Raw genomic sequence first — 21987 nt, 5'->3', positions numbered from 1 at the left:
GGCCCGCCCATGCCACGTGCTGCCATCGCCCCCGCCGCCCTGCTCGCACTCGCCGGCTCCACGCTGGCCCAGAGCGGCCCGACCTCGCTGTCCTTCGACGAGCCGGCCCGCGACCGCTGGAACTACCCGTTCAGCGCCACGCCGGGCACGCGGACAAACGCCAGCATCTTCGGGGCCACGGGCATCGAGGGCTTCGATGATCGCGACGCGCAGTTCGTCATCGGATTCGACACCGCGGGCGAGATCCCCACGGGCCTCGGCGCGGGCGCGTTCCGCGTCGTGTCGGCGCGCGTGACGCTGGTGATCGACAACGACCTGCAGTTCGTCTACGACGATTCGGCGGACCCACTGGCCAGCTTCTTCCCGATCGATGACCCCGACTACGTCGACGACGCGACGCCAGGACGGCCCATCGAGCTGTACGCCACGGGCTATCGCAACGGATTCACGATCGAAAGCTGGCAGGAGACCAGCGAGTTCGGCGGCTTCCCCACGGTGCCGCCGGCCGAGGGCGCCCGCAACGCGTTCGCTGCGTTCTACGCGGGCGTCGATGACGTGGTCGACCTCTCGCGCCAGGTGCGCGAGCGGATCGAGAGCACGCCGCTGGCCATCGGCAAGACCAACGACGTAGCCGTGGGCGAGCTCGTGCCCGCCGAGACCGTCTTTACGTTCGACATCGACACGTGTGCGCCCGGAGCCGCGGCGTTCTTCGATGCATCGCTGGACGCGGGCAAGGTCAACCTGACGGTAACGAGCATGCACAGCGCCGAGCTGGGCTCGACCGAGTATCCCTCGTTCTTTACGAAGGAGAACGCCATCAGCCCCATCCTGGGCTACTCGCCGCGGCTCGAGCTGACCGTGATCGCGATCGACGACGCCGACCTGACCGGCGACGGCGCCCTCGACATCTTCGACTTCCTGGCCTTCCAGAACGCCTTCGACGCGGGCGACCCCCTGGCCGACTTCGACGGCGACTGCACGCTGGACATCTTCGACTTCCTGGCCTTCCAGAACGCCTTCGACGCGGGCTGAGCCCCTACGATCCGCCTCCATAGGAGCCAGTCACGCATGCAACACCCAACCACGCACACGGGCAACGCCGAGGCCGCCACTGGGTTCGCCGCCACGCTGAAGGACAGCACCTGGGACCTGCACCAGCAGGCCGAGAGCGGCGACCTCCAGAAGCGGCTGGTTAAGGGCGAGCTCGGCAAGCACGAGTACGCCGCCCACCTGGGCCAGCTCTACCTCGTGCATCGAACGCTCGAGGGCTGCCTCGACGGCGCGCCGTGCGAGCAGGTCAAGGCGCTCAACAGCGAAGACCTGCATCACACCGGCAAGCTCGAGGCCGACCTGGCGTTCCTCTCGGTCGACCCGGCGGACGTCGAGCCCGTGCCTGCAACGCATAGCTTCATGGGCTGGATCGAGGACACCGCCCGCGAGCACCCGACGGCGCTCATCGGCGTCCAGTACGTCCTCGAGGGCTCGACGAACGGCAACGGATTCATCGCCAAGAAGATCGGTCCCGCTCTGGGCCTCGAGGGGGATGGACTGCGCTACCTAAATAGCTATGGCCCCGCCCAACGCGAGACCTGGGCCCGCTTCAAGAGCCGTCTGGACACCCTCGATTTGAGTGGCGACTGCCGTCAGCGCGTGATCGCCGCCGCACGCCGCACCTTCGAAGGCGTGCGAGACATCAATCGAGAGTTGCTCGAAGTACTGGCCGGGCACGCGAGGCCAGCCGGGGCCTGACCCGATCCCCAGATCCTTTCCGAACCCGCTCACGAGCGGGTTTTTCCATTGCTTGCCGAAACGGACGAGCGGCTAGCATCGGCCACGATCCATATTGATCGCGCTCTGGCAAGGGGACACCCGTGGCAAGACCAATCACTCGTCGGGTACGCACGTCTGGTGCGACCCGAGCACTGGTGGCCAGCGCAGCCGCCGCGACCGCGTCTCTGGTCGTCTCTTTGAACTTCGGCTGCGATCGCTCCGAAGCGTCCCAGCAACCGCCCCCACCCGTGGTCGAGGTAGCGTCACCAACGCAGCGCACGATCACGGAGTACTTCTTCTATACCGGGACGCTCGAGCCGGTGGATTTCGTGCAGATCCGTGCTCGCGTTGGCGGGGTACTCGAGACCATCCACTTTCAGGAAAGCAGCAACGTCGAAGCCGGCGACGTGCTGTTCACCATCGAAAAGGCTCCCTATGAACTCGCCGTCGGCCAGGCCAAGGCGTCGCTCGAGCGGGCAGAGGCGGCCCGCGAGCTGGCCGATGTACGCTTCCAGCGGCTCGAGAATGCCTTTGAGAGCGGCGCAGCCAATGAGTTGGAATTGTTCGAGGAGCGGGCCAAGCTGCGTCAGGCCGAGGCCGACGTGTACGCAGCCAACGAAGCGCTGAAGTCAGCCGAGTTGGACCTCTCGTACACCGACGTGACCTCGCCCATCACCGGACGCATCGATCGTCACTTTGTTGATCGCGGCAACCTGGTGGGGGCGCAGCTCGCTGGCGGGGGTGAAGCCACGCTGCTGGCCACCGTCGTCACCATGGATCCGATCCACGTGAGCTTCGACGTCAGCGAGGCGATTGCGCTGCAGTATCTGGATCAGGGCGATCGTGGCGAGGCTGGGCCGAGTTACCCGCCCATCGAGCTGGCGCTTGCCGACGAGGAAGATTACCCGCACGAGGGCCAGGTCGATTTCGTGGACAACCAGCTGGACGGATCGACTGGCACGTTGCTCGTGCGTGCCGAGCTCGAGAACCCGACCGGCAAGCTCTACCCGGGCTTGTTCGCGCGGATCCGCGTGCCATGGCAGGAACGCGAGGATGCACTCTGCGTCGTCGAGGAAGCGGTGGGCACGGGCCTGGAAGGCAAGTACCTTCTGATCGTCGGTGAAAGCAACGTGGTCGAGCGCCGACCGGTATCGCTCGGCGAGCGACAGGACGACGGCACGATCGTCGTACTCGAGGGATTGCAGCCCGGCGAGACGTACATCGTTCGTGGCTTGCAGAAGGCGCGCCCGGGTGCGCCGGTGTCGCCCAAGCCGTTTGGTCAGTCTCAGGATGGGACCGATGCGGCTTCTGGGAGTGGTTCGGATGCTGCGGACGAAGCTGCTGCTGGCGATCCGGAGCCCGGGTCGTGATCTCGAAGTTCTTCATCGACCGACCGATCTTTGCCGCCGTTGTTGCGATCGTGATGGTGCTGGCGGGCGCACTGTCGACGTTCGTGCTGCCCGTCGAGCAGTATCCCGAGGTCGCGCCGCCGACCGTGCGCGTGACGGCGGTGTATCCGGGCGCCGACGCCAAGACCGTGGCCGAGACGGTCGCCGCGCCCATCGAGCAGCAGGTCAACGGTGTCGAGGACATGATCTACATGTCCTCGATCGCAGCCGACGACGGATCGTACACGCTGACGGTGACGCTGCGGTCTGGCGCCGACGTCGACATGGCGTCGGTGCGCGTCCAGAACCGCGTGACGGCGGCCGAGCCTCGGTTGCCCGAGCCGGTGCGGGCCCAGGGCGTGACGACGAGCAAGCAGTCGACCAGCCTGCTGATGGTGATCGCGCCGCATTCGCCCGACGGCCGATTCGATCAGCTGTACCTCAGCAACTACGCCCGCATCTTCATGGTCGACAGGCTCGCCCGCGTGCCAGGCGTGGGCTCGGTGACCATCTTCGGCGCCCAGGACTACGCGATGCGCGTGTGGCTCGATCCGCAGCAGCTGGCGGCGCGCGACCTAACGACGGCCGAGGTCATCGGCGCAATGCGCGAGCAGAACGTGCAGGTGGCCGCCGGCAAGATCGGTCAACGTCCAACCGCCGATGACTCGGGCTTTCAGCTCACGATCACCACGCAGGGCCGACTTCGCACCGCCGAAGAGTTCGGCGACATCATCCTGCGTGTCGATGAAGAGCAGCGCGAGATCCGCCTCAGAGACATCGCGAGGCTCGAACTGGGCAGCCAGAGCTACGACAGCTTCGGACGCTTCAACGGGATGGAGGCACCGGTCATCGGCCTGTACCAGCTTCCGGGCTCGAACGCCCTGGAAGTCTCCAAGGGTGTTCGCGAGGCGCTCGACGAACTGTCGGCAGACTTTCCAGAGGGCTTTGAGTCACCGGTCTTTTACGACTTTACCGACTTCGTCGGCGCCTCGATCAAGGAAGTCGTCATCACTCTCGTGATCGCGTCGGTGTTGGTGTTCTTAACCGTGTTCGTGTTCTTGCAGGACTTCCGGGCAACGCTCATCCCCGGTGCGGCCATCCCGGTCTCGATCGTCGGCACGCTCGCCGTGCTGCTTGCGCTGGACTTCAGCATGAACATGCTGACGCTCTTCGGCCTCGTCCTGGCGATCGGCATCGTGGTCGACGACGCGATCGTGGTGGTCGAGAACACGTCACGCCTGGTCGAGGAAGAGGGCCTTGACTCCAAGTCCGCCGCCAAGCGATCGATGCAGGAGATTACCGGCCCGGTCATCGCGACGACGCTGGTGCTGTTGGCCGTGTTCGTTCCCACGGCAGTACTTCCCGGCATCACGGGTGAGCTGTACCGCCAGTTCGGCGTGACGCTCTCGGTCGCCACGGTTCTCTCGAGCGTCAACGCGCTCACGCTCAGCCCTGCCCTTTGCGGCGTCTTGCTCCGCAAGCGGACGCGAAAGCCCTTCATCGCGTTCCGCGCGTTCAACGCCGGCATGGACAAGCTCACGGATATGTACGGGTGGACCGTCACCAAGGCGCTGCGGCTTTCCTTCCTCGCGGTCATTGCATTTGCGGGCATGGTGGTGGCGGTGGTGTTCCTCGTACGATCGACGCCTACGGGCTTCATCCCACTCGAAGACCAGAAGTACTTCTTCGTCAACGTGAGCCTGCCGCCGGCGGCCAAGGTCGCGAGAACCGACGACGTCCTCAGGAAAGTCGAGGCGGAGCTGCAAGACACGCCCGGCGTCGCGGGTGTCGTCAGCATCGGCGGATTCTCGCTGCTGACCAACGCCGCCGAGTCCAACAGCGGAACGTGCGTCGTCATCCTTGACCCATGGGAAGAGCGCGAAACAGCGACGCTGCGCATCGAGGGCATCTTGGCCGACCTGACGCCACGGCTGCGCGCCATTCCCGAGGCAATGATCTTTCCGTTCCGTCCGCCCTCGATCCAGGGCCTGGGCTCGGCCGGCGGCTTCGAAATCCAGATCCAGGATCGTGCGGGGCTCGGGCTCGACGTGCTGGAGGACGTCAGCGGCGACGTGATCGCGCGGGCCAGCGAGACGGGCCGGCTGCAGAACGTCTTTACCGGCTACAGCGCCCGCACGCCCCAGCTCTTCCTCGACCTCGATCGCACGAAAGCCCAGGAGTTGGGTGTCTCGCTGGACACCATCTTTACGACGCTGTCGGGCAACATGGGCTCGGCCTACGTCAACGACTTCAACGCCTTCGGCCGCACCTACCAGGTCCGCGTGCAGAGCGAGCCGGCGTTCCGGCAAGACCCCGGCGACGTGCTCTTGCTCAAGGTACGCAACCGCGATGGCGCGACGCTGCCGCTCTCGTCGGTGGCGACCCTGCGCGAGACCGTGGGGCCCGCAACCATCTACCGCTACAACCTGTATCCATCGGCTCGCATCACGGCCGACCCGGCCACGGGCGTGAGCACCGGGCAAGCGATGCGTGAGATGGAATCTCTCACGACGGCGACGCTGCCATCGGGCTTCGGCTACGAATGGACCGGCACGGCCTACCAGCAGAAGGAGTCTGGGAACCTCGCCCCGATCGTGTTCGCGCTGGCGATCGTCTTCGTGTACTTGTTCCTAGCGGCGCAGTACGAGAGTTGGATCCTGCCGATCACGATTATGGCGACGATCCCGATCGGGATCCTCGGCGCGCTCCTGGCGACCGTGCTGCGCGGCATGGACAACAACGTGTACACGCAGATCGGCCTCGTGCTCCTGGTCGCGCTGGTGTGCAAAAACGCCATCCTGGTCGTCGAGTTCGCCGAGCAACTCAGGCGTGGCGACGGCAAGAAGGAAGCCAGGTCCGTGACCGACGCGACGATCGAGGCGAGCAGGCTACGGCTTCGTCCGATCCTCATGACCGCGTTGTCGTTCGTGTTGGGCACGGCCCCGCTGCTGATCGCCAGCGGCGCGGGCGCCAACAGCCGCCAGGCCATCGGCACGGCCGTCTTCGGCGGCATGGTGCTGGCGACCGCCGTCGGCGTGCTGTTCATCCCGGTGCTGTATGGGCTGATCCGACGGATCTTTAAGGGCGGCGGGGCCGTGTCGACGGCTGGCTGACTGGCTTTACTGCTCGTTGCTTGTCTCCACCACGCTGCGATCGAGCACGATGTGTCGGACGTGCTCGCGGCCGTGGCTGTGGACGATGTGGATGCGACCGTCGGCACCCTGCATGATGGTCGGGTAATCGGCCTGGTCTCGATTCTGCGAGACGTCCTCGATCAGCACCTCCCATCGCTGGCCATCGAACGATCGAGCGAGCGAGAGCGGCCGGCGGCTTGGCGGCGGGTTATAGGCCAGGAGGTGCACGCCGCCGGAGGTCGTCATCGCGTGCGACCCCGCCTTGGTATTGATGGGTGCACGCTCGATTGGCGACCAGGTGGTACCTCCATCGCGTGATTCGCTCCAAGCGCTCTCGCGTGCGAAGACGGCCAGGTGTTCCATCTCGGGCGAGAGCACGATGAAGCTGGGCTGGATGGCGTGGGCGTTGCCCGGTCCACGCGGAGCGTTCGCATCCGCTTCCAGCAACGGCCCGATGATCTCGACGCCGTGCTGTTGGCCCGTCCAGTCCCCCGCCCGGTACCGCTCGAAGTGGATACGCCAGCCGACGGGCGACTCGGTGCTCGACGCGCACAAGAGATCTCCGTTCGGCATCACGATGGGCCGGTTCTTCACCGGCCCGATCGCGCGGTTGGCGTATGGCTCGAACACCGCATGCCGTTGCTCTTCCTTGATCTCGGGCAACCAGATTCGTTCCGACCACGTCCGGCCGTGATCGTCGCTGGTGCGCACCGCGCCCCACCAGTTCTTGTACCCAGGCAGATCGGTCTCGCCCGTGATCTTGAACCACAGATAGATGCGGCCCGAATCGGGATCGGTGAACAGCACCGGGTTCCAGCACGCGTACTCAATGCCCCGCTCTTGGCCGTCGCGCCCAGTGATGGTGCACACACCATCGTCGGCAACGGTGGGCGCCGCCCACGGGCCATCGATCGGCTTGCGGGCGACCCAGATATCCACGTCTGCCCGGCCCTCGCGGCTGCCGCCGAACCATGCTGCCAGCAGCGTGCCGTCGTTAGCCTCTGTGATGGTCGCTGAATGGATCTGCCGCTGGCGGGGAAGGTCGCCGTGAGGAATGTTGTGCGTTTCGAGCACCGCACGGCGGACGAGTTCCGCATCTTGGGCGACTGCCGCAGCACACAGGCCCGCCACTGCAAACAGCGTCAGTACCTTCATAACTCAGACCCCCTTCGAGCTACGCGGCTTCGAACGCTAGCACCCCGCTCCGAATTCGTTCTGGAACGCCAGGAAGTCGAACAACGTCAACGCCCCATCGCCGTCGAAATCAGCCGCAAGGTCGCCGGAAGCGAACGCGTTCTGGAAGGCGAGGAAGTCGAAGATGTCCAGGCGGCCGTTCCCATCGAAGTCGGCACGGCAGGCGCCCCCCACGACCGTCGCGGTCAGGCGGACGACGGCCTCGGGCCGATCGGGGTCGTTGCTCAGGATGCGTAATTCGGTGTCCAGGTCGCCCGGCGAGGTCGCGCGCAGCGTGATGGGCACGAACTCGGTAGGCGAGCCAGCGGGGACTTCGAACAGGTCCAGCGGCGTGTCAAACGGCGGCGGCGCGATAACCGTGAATCGCAGCGGCTGGATGCCGTCTGCAGTCCACAACGCGACGCTGCCGAGGTTGCCAACGGGCAGGTCGAGCGTGACCTCCTCGCCCACGTCGACCTCACCAAAGTTGAGCGAGGCGAGCGTCCCGATCTTGGCCGGAACGAGCAGGTCGACGAACACCGGTAGATGGCCGAGCGATCCACCGGGCGCATCGCGCAGGGCGCGGGCGATGGTCGGGCCCACCATGTCGTTGCTCAGGCTGATGGGGTCGTTGAAGGACGTACCGTCGTTGCCCCACGTTCGGTAGCTGTGGTTTGGATCGTCGAACGTCGTGCGGCTGAACGCCCGAGTGACGTCGCCGACGTACTCGAGGCCGTCGCCATCGAACAGGTCGTCGTTGACCATGATGAAGTCGAAGCGATCGTCCATCTGCGAGACGGGGTCCTGCGTGTGGATGAAGCGGAACAGCGAACTGTCGTTCCAAGAGCCCGGGCTGGCGATGGGGTCGAAGAAGCGGCCGTTGTTGTCCGGGCGGCTCTCGATCAAGGATTCGTAGGCGTCCTCGTTCGAACTACGGATGTTGAGGTCGCCCAGCAGCATGACGTGGGTGCCCTCGGGTAGGTCCTCGGCGTCGGCACGGATGGCCTGCGCTTCGACCTCGCGGCGGTCGCGGTCGGTGCCTGATGTGCCGGCCTTCATGTGCGTGCTGTAGACGCTCAGGACCGGAGCGTCGTAGCCGACGAGCGCAAGGTCGTAGCGCATGGTGTTACGCGGCGGGCGCGGCGGCCCACCGCCGAGCGAGGCCACGACGACGTCGCGCACCGAGACGCGGGACGTGCGGTACGCCAGCGCGCTGTCGGTCGTCGGGCCGTCGATGAACGTGGCCAGGGCCCAATCCTGCCCACCACGCGGGTCAGCGTTCAAGATTCCCGGAAGGCGACTGGCCGCCGAGGCGCCGGTGATCTCTTGGAAGACCAAGACGTCGGGCCGGAGTGAGCGGCCTTCGAACTCATCGAACAGGGCGGTGCGCAGGTCGTCGTTGCGGCCGGCGTCGGAGCCGTTGAAGTTGGTCAGGTTCCACGTCGTGACACGCAGCTGCGCCGACGCGGGCGCCGCGAGCGAGAGTGAACCGAGCAGGAACACCGCCGAGCCAAGTCTGGTCATCGAAACCTCCGTGAATCGGCCGATTCTACGATGGCCGGGCGCGGGCTTCGGCCCGTTCCACCCGCATCGACCCGAGATTGCACACTTTCTTCGCCACCAAGGTCCGAAGATCCGCAGGAGCTCACGCCATGATTCGGAAGCTCTCCATCGCCACGACCACGCTCTTGGGCGTCCTGATGCTCGCGGAGCCGCTTCGGGCCCAGGATGGCCAACAGGCCCAGCCCGCCGAGGCTCGCTGGCACGAGGTGGCCGCGGACGCGGTGATGGCGCTGCTCGCCGAGCTGCCCACCCAGCGGGCCGGCTATCGCACGCCCGAGGACGCACAGGGCCTGCGCGACACCGAGGAACTCGTGCTCGGCAAGCTCCGGGCGATGGGCCTCGAGCCCCAGACCCAGGAAGTGACCTTGCCGGAGCGTCTGGCGCAGATCACCCCCGAGGAGGCACCGACGCCGCGGAACATCTGGGTTGATCTACCGGGTGAGGGCGAGCTTGCGTCCGAGTGGCTCGTGGTCATGGCGCACACGGACGCGTACTTCGGCAGCCCCGGAGCCGACGACAACGGGACGGGCGTCGTCGCGCTGCTCGAGGCCGCGCGGCTGCTGCATGATCGTCCCCGGCAGCGGAGCATCCGGCTGCTGTTCACGACCCTCGAAGAGACCGGGCTCATCGGCGCGCGCGAGCACGTGGTCGAGCACCTCGAGCCCGCGGTCGACCGCGGAGAGCTCTCGATCTACGGCGCGATCTCGCTCGAGATGCTTGGCTACTACAGCGACGAGCCCGGGAGCCAGCGGTCGCCGCTGCCACCGATGGAGGGGTTCCGGCCGCCGGATCGCGGCGACTTTCTCGCGATCCTCGGGGTCAGGCGTCACCAGCCGTTCACGCAGGCCCTGGCGGCCGCGATGCTAGAGGCCGAACCCGAAGCCGGCGTGCTGGCGATCGATTTCTTCGTCGTGCCCCCGCCCGACCTCATGCGATCGGACCACGCCGAGTTCCTGATCCGCGGCTGGCCCGGCGCGATGCTGACCGACACGGCCAACTTCCGCAACCCGAACTACCACACCGCCAACGACACGCTGGAGACCATCGATCGAGATCGGTTCGCCAGAGCGGTATCGCAGGTCATCAGTGCGATCGATTCGCTCGCGGATCCGCCCGCTGCCGAAGAAGCCGAGAGCACGAAAAAGCACGACGCCGAGACACCCTAAGGCATCGCAGCGCCGCGCTCTCTCTCCAATCCAAAGTCTTTCGTCGCGTGCAGGCAGCTCGGTGAATCGGATCAGCCAGACCTGCGTGCGTCATCAATCAATGCATCGACTGCCGAGTCGAGCTTCTCGCTGGTCTCGTAGACCCCGCGAACGATCTCTTCGCGGACGCGGATGACCAGGTCGGCGCGGATCTCGCCGGCATCACGGCCGGCCCGGGCCTGCGGCGACAGATCGACGCGGTCGGGCTGGCGGCGTGGTGCGCCAGCAGCGCGACCGGGCTGCTCCGTGGTGCCGGCGGGCGGTCTGCCGGCCGGCCGCGGCTGGATGTCGCGAGCATGACCTCCCGAATGGACGTGGCCGATGTCTGACATGGGGTGTTGTCTCCGGACTGAATCTCTCGAACGCATCAACGATCCGACCCCTCTCTCTTCTCGCGGCGGCCAACGACACAGCGCCGGATGGCTACGCAGCCCCCCGAACTTGACGTCCCTGTCTCGCGCTTGAGCGACGGTTCCCTCGTCGCCCGACCACCGCTCTCTCCGTCCATCGTCCCATCCCTGGGACGGCATCACTATCGTCCGAGTCGTTCTCACCGCTACAAAGTTCGACGTGCCTGCCAAGAATGTCTCAAGTCGCCTCCATCGTGCCGTAAGGCGGGGTCCGACGCCCCTGGAGGCCGCTCAGGCGGGACCGGTGTATCGAACGCGGACGCAAATTATTTTGATTTAGGGTGCTGCATGATAGGTAAAAGTACGGGCATTCGTCGCGAGCCTTCTTTCCGGGCTGGAACGCTTGCGGCGGCGGTGCTGCTGGGCGGGCTCGTGGTGGCCATCGGCGGGTGCGCTGGCGGTTCTCCCGAGCCATCGGGCGTCGATCCGGACGAGGGGCGATCGCTGTTCGGCGGCGGCGGATCGAGTCGGGATGCGGGCGACTGGACCATCGTGCTGGCCGCGTTCCGGGGCGAAGAAGCACCGCAGGCCGCTCGATTCGCCCTGGGCCGGGTCTCGAGCGAGTTCGGGCTGACCGAGGCGCGGCTCGAAGAGCGAGGCGACGCAATCGTGCTCGCCTACGGGCGCTTCGAAGGCCCGGGGGATCCGAGGGCAGCCAGCGAGCTTGAGCGGCTGCAAAACATCGAGCGGCAAGACGTCAAGCCGTTCGAGCAGGCCCTGCTGACCCCACCCCAGCCCAGGCCGGGATCGAACCCGCAGTACGACCTCTTGAACGTGCGGCAAGCATTTGGCGCGCAGTACGCGTACACGCTGCAGATCGGCAGCTATGGAAGGAGCGACGGGCGTCAACCGAGCGAATCCGAGCGTCGCGAGGCTCGCCAGGCCGCCGAACGGGCGGTCGCCACGCTTCGGAGCGAGGGGGAACAGGCGTTCTACTTTCACGGCCCCAATTTCAGTAGCGTCACGGTTGGGCTGTTCCGGGCCGACGACGTCGATCCGCAGACCGGGCTAAGGAGCGCTGCCTTCTACGACCTGCAGCAGAAGTTCCCGTACAACCTGCTCAACGGCGCCCAACGGACGGTCAAGCTCGAGGGTTCGGCGGCGCAGGCCCAGCGGAGCGTGCTGGTTCGCATTCCCTCTCGCTGAGGCTCAGTCGGCCGAGCCGACGAGTTGGATCCATCGCGGGTCGACGACGTAGCACCGCCATTGGCCGTCGGGCCCCATTTCCCAGTCCAGCCTCCACCATGAGAAGTGGGTGCGACTGAAGGCGTCTCCATCGACGCCCACGCGGACGAGGGTGCGCCCGACGTTCGGACCATCGATGGTGGCCTGGCGATCGCGGATCTGCCAGTCGCTGATCCGGGCTTGGCCTCGGAGGCTGCGTTCGGCCTGATCGATGATGTCGGCGCGGCCGTCGATCGAGGGAAGCACTCTTGCGATGTCCCCGGAGGTCGCCAGGCGTGCGTCCTCGCTCAGCAGGCCCTGGAGCGTCGCGATATCGAGCGTGGCGGCGGCCCCGATGAGGGCCTCGGTCTGCTCGAGCAGGCGTTCCCGCTGGGTGGTGACCAGGGAGGCCGTGACATACACGCCGCCGGCGATCGCGGCGAGCACGCCGGCAACCAGGAGACCGCGGCGGCGCTGGCCGAGCCTTGCGAACGCGACGGCGGCCACGATCGCAATCACGGCCAGGACCATCACGGGCATCAGTGGCTGCTCGAAAAGGAAACGCTCGAGCAGCGGAGGCGAGGGAAGGGGCTGGATCGAGGGCGCCTGGATCAGGTCGTTCATGCGTGATTCTCGCGGGTCGGAGGCGATCGCTCGCCCTTCCGTACGTTCCAGCGTATCCCCTCGGAACGCCGATGCATGGCCAGACGACCTTGCGGTCTGGAGTGATACCGATGTCCCTGCCTGCCGACTCAAATCTGCTGGAACGCAATCTCCGCGCGCTCGCACGCACGTCGCCGGCAGCGGCTCGTGCCGTTGCCGAAGCAACCTCACGGGCCGACGCGGAGTTCCTCGAGACTCGCGACGACGTGCCGACCTGCCGAATCCAGGTCGAGGGCAAGGCGCGGCTGCTGGCATCGGCGAGGCATCCGCTCCGCGAGGCCGACAGGCTGGCCGAGCAGGCCGATCCGCTTGCGGCGGCGCTGTTCGCCGTCCCTGGGTTCGGGCTTGGCTACCACGTGGAGGCGATTGCAAGCCGCGTCGGTCAGGCGGGGTTGGTGTTCTGCTTCGAGCCAGACGCAGGCCTGCTGCGGGCCGTGCTGGAACGCGTCGACCACGCCGAGCTCTTTGCGGCCGGAAACGTCGTCGTGCTGCACCAGGCCGAGAGCAGCGACGCGATCTCGTCGGGCGTGCGGGGGCTCGAGGGCGTGCTTGCGCTCGGCGTTCGGTTCCTGAACCACCCACCCAGCTCGGGCCGTCTCGGCGAGGAGGGCGAGCGGTTCTGCAAGCGGCTGGTCGAGGTCATCTCGGCGACCAAGACGTCGGTCGTCACCAAGCTCGTGCAGACCGAAAAGACGCTACAGAACACGCTGACCAACGCCTGGACCTACGCGTCCAACCCGGGCATCAACGACCTGGCCGATGCGCTCTCGGGCGCGCCTGCGATCGTCGTCAGTGCCGGCCCAAGCCTGGCGGAGAGCTTTGAAGAGCTCGCGAGGCCCGGCGTGCGCGACCGCGCGTGCATCATCGCGGCCCAGACCGTGCTCAAGCCGCTGCTCGAGCGTGGGATCAAGCCGCACTTCGTCACGGCGCTCGATCACCACGACATCAGCCGCCGGTTTTACGAGGGGCTTACCGCGTCGGACGTCGAAGGCATCACGCTGGTAGCCGAACCCAAGGCCAACCCGGCGATCCTGCGCGCGTGGCCCGGGGCGGTGCGCATGCCAGCCGACGAAGTGCTCGATCGCGTGCTGGGTGACTCATCGCACGCGAAGCTGCAAGGCGGAGCCACCGTCGCGCACCTTTCGTACTACCTCGCGCGATACCTTGGTTGCGACCCCGTCGTGCTGGTCGGGCAGGATCTCGCGTACACCGATGGGTTGTACTACGGCGCCGGCGCCGCGATCCACGGCGTCTGGGCGGGCGAGCTGGGCGAGTTCCGGACGCTTGAGATGATGGAGGCCGAGCGGCTCGGACGGGCCCGTCGAATGCTCCGCCAGGCGATCGACCGGGAAGGCCTGCCGATCGCGACGGACGAGCAGTTGCATACGTACCTGCTGCAGTTCGAGCACGCCTTCGCAGAAGATGAAGAGCAAGGCCGGATGGTCATCGACGCCGGCCGCGGGGCGGCCAAGGCCCACACGACGCCGATGGCGCTCGACGAGGCGATCGATCGCTATGGACAGCCGGTCTCGCTTCCACCGCATCCGCAGGTCGAGAGCGCTGCGGCCCTGGTCAATCGAGCTCTTGAATCGGCTGCAAGCACCTGCGATACGTTAGCCACGCTGTCGCGTCGAGCCGAAGAGATGGTCCGATCCCTCGATGCCTTCGGCGATGCACAGGAGATGAACGAGCAGGTGCGCGAGATCCACGCCGTTCGTGACGAGGCGCAGGGGCTGCAGCCCGCGTTCTGGCTCACCCACCTGCTCAACCAGACCGGTGGGCTGCGTCGAGCCAAGCGGGACAGGGCCATCGCGATCCAGTTCGAGGGTGCCGATGAGCGCGACGTGCAGTCGCAGCGCATCGAGCGCGACGCCGAGAACTTGGCGTGGCTCGCAGACGCCGCCGATCGCATGGCCTCGCTCCTGAGATCAACCGAGGACGGGCACGGCAAGCCCCAGGTTTGCTCCATGTCCGAAGACGTTCAGGGCCGATTGCCCGCGCTGGTCCGGGTCGATCCGGCGACGGGCGGCCTGAACCAGGATCGAACTCGAGGACCCGACCCATCGGCTCCCGTCATCGGCGGAAAGTCCATCTTCGACGTCACGCTGGCGACCCTGGCACGATGCGAGCGCGTGTCGAGCGTCACGCTCATCTCGCCCGACGTCGCCTTCGCAACACGCTTGGCCGAGAGGGCACCTCGGGGACTGCGCGTCGACGTACGTCAAGCGAGCGAGGACCTCGACGATCGCCGTCGAGCGATCGGCGCGGCACGGGCGTTGAGTCCTTCCAGCTTCCGCGGCGGGCTTGCGTCGCTCACGCCGCACGACGAGGCGTTCGATCCTGTGTCGTCGCTAGCCATCGTCGACGAGCTCGACGCCCCGGGGGCGCTCGTGCTGGGCGGCGATTGGGCCCTGCTGGATGCCGAGATCACCGATCGCGTGGCCGAACGTCTGCTGGTGGATCCCGCAGCGCGTCATATCGCGTTCGCGCAGGCGCCCGCAGGGCTTGCCGCATGTGCGCTCGCAAGGCCCGCGGTCGCCGAGATCGCCGAGAATCCGCTGGCAGGACCCGTGGCGACGATCGGCGGGCTGGTGTCATACACGCCCCATGCTCCGCGCCCCGACCCGATTGCGGGCGAGATCTGCGTGACGGTCGATCCCGAGCTCCGTGATCTCGGCAGGCGTCTGATTCCCGACAGCCACGACCGGCTGGCGGCGCTGTTGCCCGCGCTCGAGCGCGCAGCGGGTGGTGCCTCGGCAACGAGCATGCTGGTTGACCTCACCCGGTCGGCGCCACAGCGACCGACGCACCTGCGTGCGGTGCTGGGTGATGAGCCCGACGACGATCTTCGGCAGCGTGTCCTTGCATTCGCCAAGGGCGCGACCGATGCGGCGATCACGCTCGACTGCGAGCGATGCGGCTTCACGGAGTTCGCCCAAGAGCTTGCCGGTGAACTGCGGGGGCATGGCGCTGCCGCGGTCCACGTTCGCACGCCGCTGGCGTGGGGCGACGAGGAGTTGGAGCGACTTCGGCGCGCCGGCGTCGACGTCATCAGCGTGGACGTGGCCGACCCCCACTTCCCGCCGCCGATCGAGGAGTTGCTGCCAGACACGGCGCGCGGGCTTGCAACGCCATGGATCGTGCCCCGGCTGGTCCGCAACGACGCGATGCTTCCCACGCTGCTCGAGCAGTACGCCGAGATGATCATGCGCTTCGGGGCGGCGATGATCGTGCCCGACCCTGCGGCTGGGGCTGGGCGGCTCGCAGCGCTGCCGTTGCCCGCCGCTGCACGGCGGCGGCTGGATCGTGAAGACCGTCAGACCCGAGCGCAGTCCGCCGCCAGCGTCGGGGGTGGCGCATGACGAAGCAGCAAGGCGATACGGCGATCGCGGCGATCCTGGCACGCGGTGGGAGCAAGGGCCTCCCGGGCAAGAATCGGGCGACGATTGCCGGCCAGCCGTGCGTGGCGTGGACCATCGAACATGCCCGCAGCACGCCGTCGCTCGCGCGGATTGGCATCTCGACGGACGACCAAGAAATCGTCGAACTTGCCGAGAAGACCGGTATCGAGATCTGGCCTCGGCCAGCCGAGCTTGCCAGCGACACCGCCACGATCGATGCAGCGGCCCGCTCGGCCGTGGCGCTCGCCGATGGCAGCGGGCGCGTCCCCGACGATGCAGCCGTCGTCATCCTCTACGCGAACGTCCCGGTCCGCCCGACGGGCCTCGTTGCTGATGCCATCGAGTTGTTCCGCGAGAGCGGATGCGACAGCGTGCAGAGCTATGCGCGGGTCGGCAAGCATCATCCGACTTGGACGTCGCGCGTCGATGCATCCGGCATCGTCCGGCCGTGGCAGGGCGATCGTCTGTTCGGCGGAATCTACCGGCGGCAGGACCTGGAGCCTGCCTACGTGCCCGATGGTGGCGTGATCGTGGTGCGTCGCTCGGTACTTGATGCGGCGGCAGCCGAGACGAATCAACCCCATGCCTTCCTTGGCAAGGACCATCGTGCCATCACGACCGAGCCCGGCGGCGTCGTCGACATCGACGACGAACTCGACCAAGCCGTGGCGGACCAATTGCTGCGTCGCCGTCTCACGCTCGCCACTCAATGAGCACGCTTCCCGACTGTGCGGCCTACAACTGAAGCCATGCGTGCCTATTGGATCTTTTCGCTTCCGCGCAGCGGCTCATCGGTCACGGCCTACGCCGCCGCGCACGCTCTGGGCTGGCCGGTGGCCGACGAGCCGCTTGGGCCTTGGGACCGTACGGTCGAGCCATACAACTACCCGGCAAGCCAGGCCGAACTGGTCAAGGCCCACCTGGCCGGGCAGTGCATGCTGGAAGATCCGGCGACGATCGAACTCGCAACGCGCGTGCTGGGCGAGATCGCGGACGGGAGCGAAGCGATCGTTGTGAAGCACCCTCACCTTCGGCCTCCGCCCGCCCAGTTCTGGCGCGCCTTTCCCGAGCATCGAGCAGTCTGGCTGGCCCGGAACCCTCTGACGAGGCTCAACAGCCTCTACGCCCGGGGCTGGACCGACGCCCTGCGACCGAACTTCGAGCTTGACCACTACAAGGCGTTCGCCTCACACTGGTCGGAATCATCCGCGCCGTTGACGTTCGAGCAGTTCCGGGCGAACCCGAGCAGGTTCTTTACGCGGCTGTTCAAGGCGTGGGGCCTGTCGAAGGACAAGGCACGCGTCACGCGAGCGGTCGAGTACTGCGAGGGGCACTACCACGGATCGTCGAAAGAATTGGAAGACCGGGCACCATCTTCGGCACCCAGCGAGCAATCGCGGTCGCTCCCCGAGGAGGCGGTGCGGATGTACCTGGCCGACCCGCAGATCTCGAAGTTGATGCGTCGCAACCGCTGGCCGAGGCGTGCCAGCGCGTATCTCGCGGCAGGCTAGCGGGACTCGACGAAGCGCACTGGGATCGCCGCTCTGGGTTGCCACGTCGCCGGGTCGTCGTTCCACCACAGGACGCTGAAGTCATCGGCGGCGGGATCGATGGTTCCCGCGCCGGGCAGGGGCTCATCGAGCGTTACGACGCGGATGCTCTCGCCGAGGTGCCCGAGCCCGTCGAGAAGCGCGAGCATGGCTGCGGGAGACGCCGATGCTTCGGCCATCGAGACCATCGGGGCCGAAGCCATGACGACCTCGATCTGGCCAATCGGCCCCCGCGATTCGGCGAGCAGTCCGTCGCCGGCGTCCTCCAGGCCGATGATTCGGGCGTGGGCCGGCGTGGCCATCGCCGCGATGAGCTCGCCGTCGGCGTCTCGCAGCCGCCATGTCGCGTCCACCGGACGTTCGGCCAGTCGCGATGCGGCGTCGATCGCCACGGCCGATTTCTTGACGTCGACCAAGATGAGCAGACGGCCCTCGCGTGCCACTTCGAGCGCGTCGGATACGGGCATGTCGAGACGCGCGGCGAGCACCTGCTCGGCCGATGGGATCAACGGCTGCGGGCCCGGAGCTATCGGAGCCTGTCGTTCCATCGTCGCGATGGCGATTGGATCGTCGGGTGGCGTCGCGGAAGGCGACTCGTTGGTATCGCCGTCCTCTATCGCGACGGCCGGCCCGGGCGTCACCGGCTGCTGGGGAAGCAGCAGCGGTCCGAGTTGCCACGCTCCGAAGGCAATAGCCAGCGCTGCGGCGACGGCGAGCGAGGGCTTGAACCAGCGCGGCATCGCGGAGAAGGAAAACGACTCGTCGTCTTGCTCGCGAGCCGCGCGGGGCCCGCGTGTTGCCATGTCCGAAAGGGCGAGCAGCGACTGGCGCTCGTGCTCTTCGAGCACGGCGATCGCGACCGATTCCGATGGCGCGGGCGCGTCGAGCGATCCCATCGCGGCGCGGTCGATGCGCATGGCATCGAGCATCGCGGCGAGCCTCGCATCGCTCCGCCGTGCCGACTCAACGCGTCCGAGGATCGACTCCGGACGCGCGGCCGAGATCTGCGCTGCATCGGCTTCGACGTACGCCAGCAGATCGGCCTCGGACATGCCGTCGGGCACGTCACGATCTGGATCGAAGCCGGCGTGCATCACGAGCGGTCTCCCCGGCCTGCGCGGTCACGTCGCACCGTCGAACCAGACTCCAGCGTCTCGATGGACTCGCGCAGGGCGACCCTGGCCCGGAACAGCCGGCTCTTGATGGTTCCCACTGGCACGCCCAGCACGTCGGCCAACTGTTCGTACTCCAGTCCCTGCACGTCGCGGAGCACGAGCACCACGCGGTGCTCGGCTTGCAATCCCTCCAGCGCTGCCGCCACGTCGCGTCGGCGTTGGCCGGCATCGACGGACTCGTCGCCACTTTGGACGCGTGAGGCAGCCGCAGGTTCCCCGTCTTCGGGCCAGGGCACGCGGCCCCGATTTCGAACATGATCCGAACGCATCCGCGAATAACAGGCGTTCGTAGCAATCCGGTGGAGCCAGGTGGACAGCGACGCCCTGCCATCGAACCGCTCGAGCCCCGTGAGGGCCTTGACCAGCGTCTCCTGGGTGAGTTCTTCGGCATCGTCCCGATTGCCCAGCAGCCGCAGGCACAGCGTGAAGATCCGATGCTGAAAGCGCTCGACGATCTCTGCGGCAGCAGCACCGTCGCCGGCCTTGGCGCGCTGGATGAGTTGGGTCTCGTCGTCCGCCACGCGGGCATGGCCCCCCTTGGTGCTCCTCGACGGCCGAGCCAACGTACGCAGTGTAGACGGAGCCGTTGCAGCGACCGCACCCACGACGATTTTGGTCCTACGCGGGTTATCACCTATTGATTCTTGAGCAAGATTGTGGAAACTGTGGTTGGTAAAGGGGATGCTCGGTCCCGCCGTGGGGAGTTGTTCAGATGTCGGTATGGTTGCCGAACGTCGGTCGATCGTGTTGGAATCGGGGCGCACGTCGCTGCGTCCCTCGTCGGACGTCGTGCTGCCCGCTCGGCGTCGTCGAGGGCCTTGATTCCGTCGATCGCGGACGCTGAAGACCTCTCCAAGGAAACACGACAAAGGGGAGGTTCGCCATGCGAACTGCGATATCTATTGCTCTTGCGTGCGGCATCGCCGCACCGGCTTTGGCCCAGACGACGCTGATCAACGACGGATTCGAGGACTACACGGCCGGTTCGGGCGTGGCCGGCCAGGGTGGCTGGGACCTGTGGCCCGGCGGTATCGACGCGCTCGTCTCCGACGCTGAGGCCGCCTCGGGTTCGAACTCGTTCTTGGCTGACGAGTTCGAAACGGACATCATCTATCGCATGCGCGACGGCGGCACGCCCATCGCGACCAGCGGCCAGTGGACGTTCTCCTGCCAGACGTTCATGTCATCTTCCGCGGTCGGCGACTTCTACGTCATCATCCTCAACCAGTTCAACGATGCCAGTCCGGTGGACAGCAACTGGTCGATGCAGGTTCGCCTCGGCACGATCGACCTGACGGTCGAGAGCCAGTTCGATGGCAACACGACCGACCTGATCCTCGACGAGTGGGTCGAGCTGCGGGCCGAGATCGACCTCGATAATGACACGTTCGACATCTACTACAACGGCGTCGCGTTCGCCGAAGACCTGGTCTGGAGCGAGAACGTGTCTGGCGGCGGCTTGACCCAGATCGACGTGCTCGATCTGTACGCCCCCAACGCCAACCCGACCTACATCGACGACGTGCTGCTCGTGGAGGCCAGCGCCGGCTGCCGTGCCGACCTGGACGGCGACGGCGTCCTGACGATCTTCGACTTCCTGACGTTCTCGAACCTGTTCGACGCCGGCGACCTGACCGCCGACTTCGACGGGGACGGCGTGCTGACGATCTTCGACTTCCTGACGTTCTCCAACGAGTTCGACGCGGGCTGCCCGTAAGCGATTTCGTGGATCGAGCTCGGCTCGGCCGAGCGCGGAGAAGTCCTGACGAGCTTCCTTTCTCGGGTGCGGGCGTGCGGTTCCTCCGTGGACCGCACGCCCGCTTTGCGTATGCGCCGGGCGTGCTCCCTACACTCCGGCCCTTTCCAGGCATCAGCAGCACCGTCGGCAGAGAGGAGCCCACGACCATGTTCGACGCGATCACCGTGAAGAAGACCGGCCAGCCCCAGGCGATCGTCGTGGGCGTGCTCAAGGGCAAGGGCCTCGGCCCGGCCGCCAAGAAGCTGGACGCCGACGGGTCGCTGGCGGCCGCGGCGAAGCGTGCCGAGTCGACGGGCGAGGCGGGCTCGATCGCGCAGGCCTTTCCCGGAGGCGGCAAGCCGGCCGGTCGGGTGCTGCTGCTCGGGCTGGGCGACGCCACGACGCTGACGGCCGACACGATCCGCAACGCCGTGGCCGCCGCGGGACGCCAGCTCTCAGCCACCAAGGCGACCAGCGTTCGGTTCGAGCTCGACGATGCCTTGACCGCCGCCAAGATGGACGAGGGCGACGCGATGGCCGCCGTCGGCGAGAGCCTGGGCCTCTTGAGCTGGCGTTGCGAGACCTTCCGCGGCACGGCGAACCCCTCGAGCGCCAAGCCGAAGCTCGCGATCATCGAGTCCAAGGCCGCGCGCACCAAGGCCCTCCAGCTCGGCCTCGGGCTGGCCGAAGGCGCCAACTTCGCCCGCACGCTGAGCCAGACGCCGCCCAACGTCGCCACGCCCGCGTGGATGTTCGCCGAGGCCAAGAAGCTGAGCAAGCACGGCCTGAAGGTGACGGCGCTCAAGGGCGACGCCCTCAAGCGCGAGAAGATGGAGGGGCTCATCAACGTCGGCAAGGCCAGCGAGAACGAGCCGCACCTGATCCGCATCGAGTACCGCCCGGCCAAGGCGAGCAAGACCGCCAAGCCGATCGTGCTCGTCGGCAAGACCATGACCTACGACTCGGGCGGCCTGTCCATCAAGGTCGGCGGCGGCATGGTCGGCATGAAGCGCGACAAGGACGGCGGCTGCGGCGTCATGGGCGCGATGCTCGCCATCGCCAAGACCATCAAGCCGAAGGTCCCCGTCGTCGCGCTGCTGTGCTCGGCCGAGAACGCCATCAGCGACGAGGCCTACCGCCCCGACGACGTGCTGACCTTCCGCAACGGCGTTACGGTCGAAGTGACCAACACCGACGCCGAGGGTCGATTGGTCCTGGCCGACGGCCTGTGCTATGCGTGCGACAAGGAGAAGCCCGCCGCCATCGTCGACGTGGCCACGCTGACCGGCGGCGTCGTCGTCGCGCTGGGCTCCACGTTCGCGGGCCTCTGGTGCGATGATGACAAGCTCCGCGATAAGGTGCAGGCCGCCAGCGACGCCAGCGGCGAGCGCGTCTGGCGTCTGCCCTTGCACAAGGAGTACAAGGACATGATGAAGAGCCCCATCGCCGACATCATCAACAGCAACCCCAACCGCAAGGCCCACCCCATCCAGGGCGCCGCCTTCCTCAGCTACTTCGTCGACGAGAAGATCCCGTGGTGCCACCTCGACATCGCCGGCACGCACGCGGTCGACGGCGACGAGGGGCCGTACGTCAAGGGCCCGACGGGCTTCAGCGCCCGCCTGCTGGCGCGGCTGGCGCAGCACTGGTAGC

At 66.9% G+C, this 21987-nt stretch carries 17 protein-coding genes; 11 read left to right on the top strand and 6 right to left on the bottom strand.

Annotated elements, in window-relative coordinates; translation table 11 throughout:
- The first annotated feature begins 9 nt into the window (after nucleotides 1-9).
- From RIA68_02220 to RIA68_02205, 4 genes are all read left to right on the top strand, one after another.
- Nucleotides 10-1032, top strand: coding sequence for a GC-type dockerin domain-anchored protein (locus RIA68_02220; protein MEQ8316248.1), 1023 nt, complete (start codon nucleotides 10-12; stop codon nucleotides 1030-1032).
- 36 nt (nucleotides 1033-1068) lie between these two features.
- Nucleotides 1069-1749 (top strand): biliverdin-producing heme oxygenase, encoded by a 681-nt coding sequence (locus RIA68_02215; protein ID MEQ8316247.1) that lies wholly within the window; start codon nucleotides 1069-1071, stop codon nucleotides 1747-1749.
- A gap of 176 nt (nucleotides 1750-1925) precedes the next feature.
- Nucleotides 1926-3140, top strand: coding sequence for an efflux RND transporter periplasmic adaptor subunit (locus RIA68_02210; protein ID MEQ8316246.1), 1215 nt, complete (start codon nucleotides 1926-1928; stop codon nucleotides 3138-3140).
- Nucleotides 3137-6271: a multidrug efflux RND transporter permease subunit gene (locus RIA68_02205; protein ID MEQ8316245.1), complete on the top strand. Its 3135-nt coding sequence runs from the start codon at nucleotides 3137-3139 to the stop codon at nucleotides 6269-6271. The genes RIA68_02210 and RIA68_02205 overlap by 4 nt, the downstream gene beginning before the upstream one ends.
- A gap of 6 nt (nucleotides 6272-6277) precedes the next feature.
- Here RIA68_02205 and RIA68_02200 read toward each other — a convergent pair whose 3' ends face one another.
- Together RIA68_02200 and RIA68_02195 are read right to left on the bottom strand one after the other, a co-directional pair.
- Entirely contained in the window at nucleotides 6278-7447 is a 1170-nt protein-coding gene (locus RIA68_02200; GenBank protein MEQ8316244.1) for a sialidase family protein, read from the bottom strand.
- A gap of 36 nt (nucleotides 7448-7483) precedes the next feature.
- Entirely contained in the window at nucleotides 7484-8989 is a 1506-nt protein-coding gene (locus RIA68_02195) for a GC-type dockerin domain-anchored protein (protein MEQ8316243.1), read from the bottom strand.
- Between the two features lie 128 nt (nucleotides 8990-9117).
- Here RIA68_02195 and RIA68_02190 point away from each other — a divergent pair, with 128 nt between their 5' ends.
- On the top strand, nucleotides 9118-10194 hold the full coding sequence (locus RIA68_02190; GenBank protein MEQ8316242.1) for a M20/M25/M40 family metallo-hydrolase: 1077 nt from the start codon (nucleotides 9118-9120) through the stop codon (nucleotides 10192-10194).
- A 71-nt stretch (nucleotides 10195-10265) separates the two neighbouring features.
- On the opposite strand, the gene RIA68_02185 is transcribed toward RIA68_02190, so the two are convergent.
- A complete protein-coding gene (locus RIA68_02185) occupies nucleotides 10266-10565 on the bottom strand; it encodes a hypothetical protein (GenBank protein ID MEQ8316241.1) in 300 nt (99 codons plus the stop codon).
- Nucleotides 10566-10931: 366 nt separating this feature from the next.
- On the opposite strand from RIA68_02185, the gene RIA68_02180 reads away from it, so the two are divergent.
- Nucleotides 10932-11789: a hypothetical protein gene (locus tag RIA68_02180; GenBank protein MEQ8316240.1), complete on the top strand. Its 858-nt coding sequence runs from the start codon at nucleotides 10932-10934 to the stop codon at nucleotides 11787-11789.
- A 3-nt stretch (nucleotides 11790-11792) separates the two neighbouring features.
- Here the strand turns inward: RIA68_02180 and RIA68_02175 are convergent, their stop codons facing one another.
- Nucleotides 11793-12431: a hypothetical protein gene (locus RIA68_02175; GenBank protein MEQ8316239.1), complete on the bottom strand. Its 639-nt coding sequence runs from the start codon at nucleotides 12429-12431 to the stop codon at nucleotides 11793-11795.
- 110 nt (nucleotides 12432-12541) lie between these two features.
- Here RIA68_02175 and RIA68_02170 point away from each other — a divergent pair, with 110 nt between their 5' ends.
- The 3 genes from RIA68_02170 to RIA68_02160 are packed head-to-tail and all read left to right on the top strand — an operon-like array spanning nucleotide 12542 to nucleotide 17382.
- Entirely contained in the window at nucleotides 12542-15832 is a 3291-nt protein-coding gene (locus tag RIA68_02170; GenBank protein MEQ8316238.1) for a DUF115 domain-containing protein, read from the top strand.
- Complete coding sequence (locus RIA68_02165; GenBank protein ID MEQ8316237.1) at nucleotides 15829-16584, top strand: NTP transferase domain-containing protein; 756 nt, start codon at nucleotides 15829-15831, stop codon at nucleotides 16582-16584. The genes RIA68_02170 and RIA68_02165 overlap by 4 nt, the downstream gene beginning before the upstream one ends.
- Nucleotides 16585-16620: 36 nt before the next feature.
- Nucleotides 16621-17382, top strand: a complete 762-nt coding sequence (locus RIA68_02160) for a hypothetical protein (GenBank protein MEQ8316236.1) — start codon at nucleotides 16621-16623, stop codon at nucleotides 17380-17382.
- Here the strand turns inward: RIA68_02160 and RIA68_02155 are convergent.
- Nucleotides 17379-18518 carry a hypothetical protein gene (locus tag RIA68_02155; protein ID MEQ8316235.1) on the bottom strand — a complete coding sequence of 380 codons (1140 nt, stop codon included), beginning with the start codon at nucleotides 18516-18518 and terminating at the stop codon, nucleotides 17379-17381. The two genes, RIA68_02160 and RIA68_02155, sit on opposite strands and share 4 nt — an antisense overlap.
- A complete protein-coding gene (locus tag RIA68_02150) occupies nucleotides 18515-19117 on the bottom strand; it encodes a sigma-70 family RNA polymerase sigma factor (protein MEQ8316234.1) in 603 nt (200 codons plus the stop codon). The genes RIA68_02155 and RIA68_02150 overlap by 4 nt, the downstream gene beginning before the upstream one ends.
- A 362-nt stretch (nucleotides 19118-19479) precedes the next feature.
- Between RIA68_02150 and RIA68_02145 the strand changes: the two genes are divergently transcribed.
- Nucleotides 19480-20313, top strand: coding sequence for a GC-type dockerin domain-anchored protein (locus RIA68_02145; GenBank protein ID MEQ8316233.1), 834 nt, complete (start codon nucleotides 19480-19482; stop codon nucleotides 20311-20313).
- Nucleotides 20314-20501: 188 nt separating this feature from the next.
- The gene (locus tag RIA68_02140; GenBank protein MEQ8316232.1) at nucleotides 20502-21986 is read left to right on the top strand and encodes a leucyl aminopeptidase family protein; all 1485 of its coding nucleotides are present in this window, start codon (nucleotides 20502-20504) and stop codon (nucleotides 21984-21986) included.
- The last annotated feature ends 1 nt before the right edge of the window (nucleotide 21987 follow it).

Source organism: Phycisphaerales bacterium (assembly GCA_040217175.1).
Lineage (GTDB): Bacteria > Planctomycetota > Phycisphaerae > Phycisphaerales > UBA1924 > JAHCJI01.
This window is presented reverse-complemented; position numbering and strand designations above follow the sequence as displayed.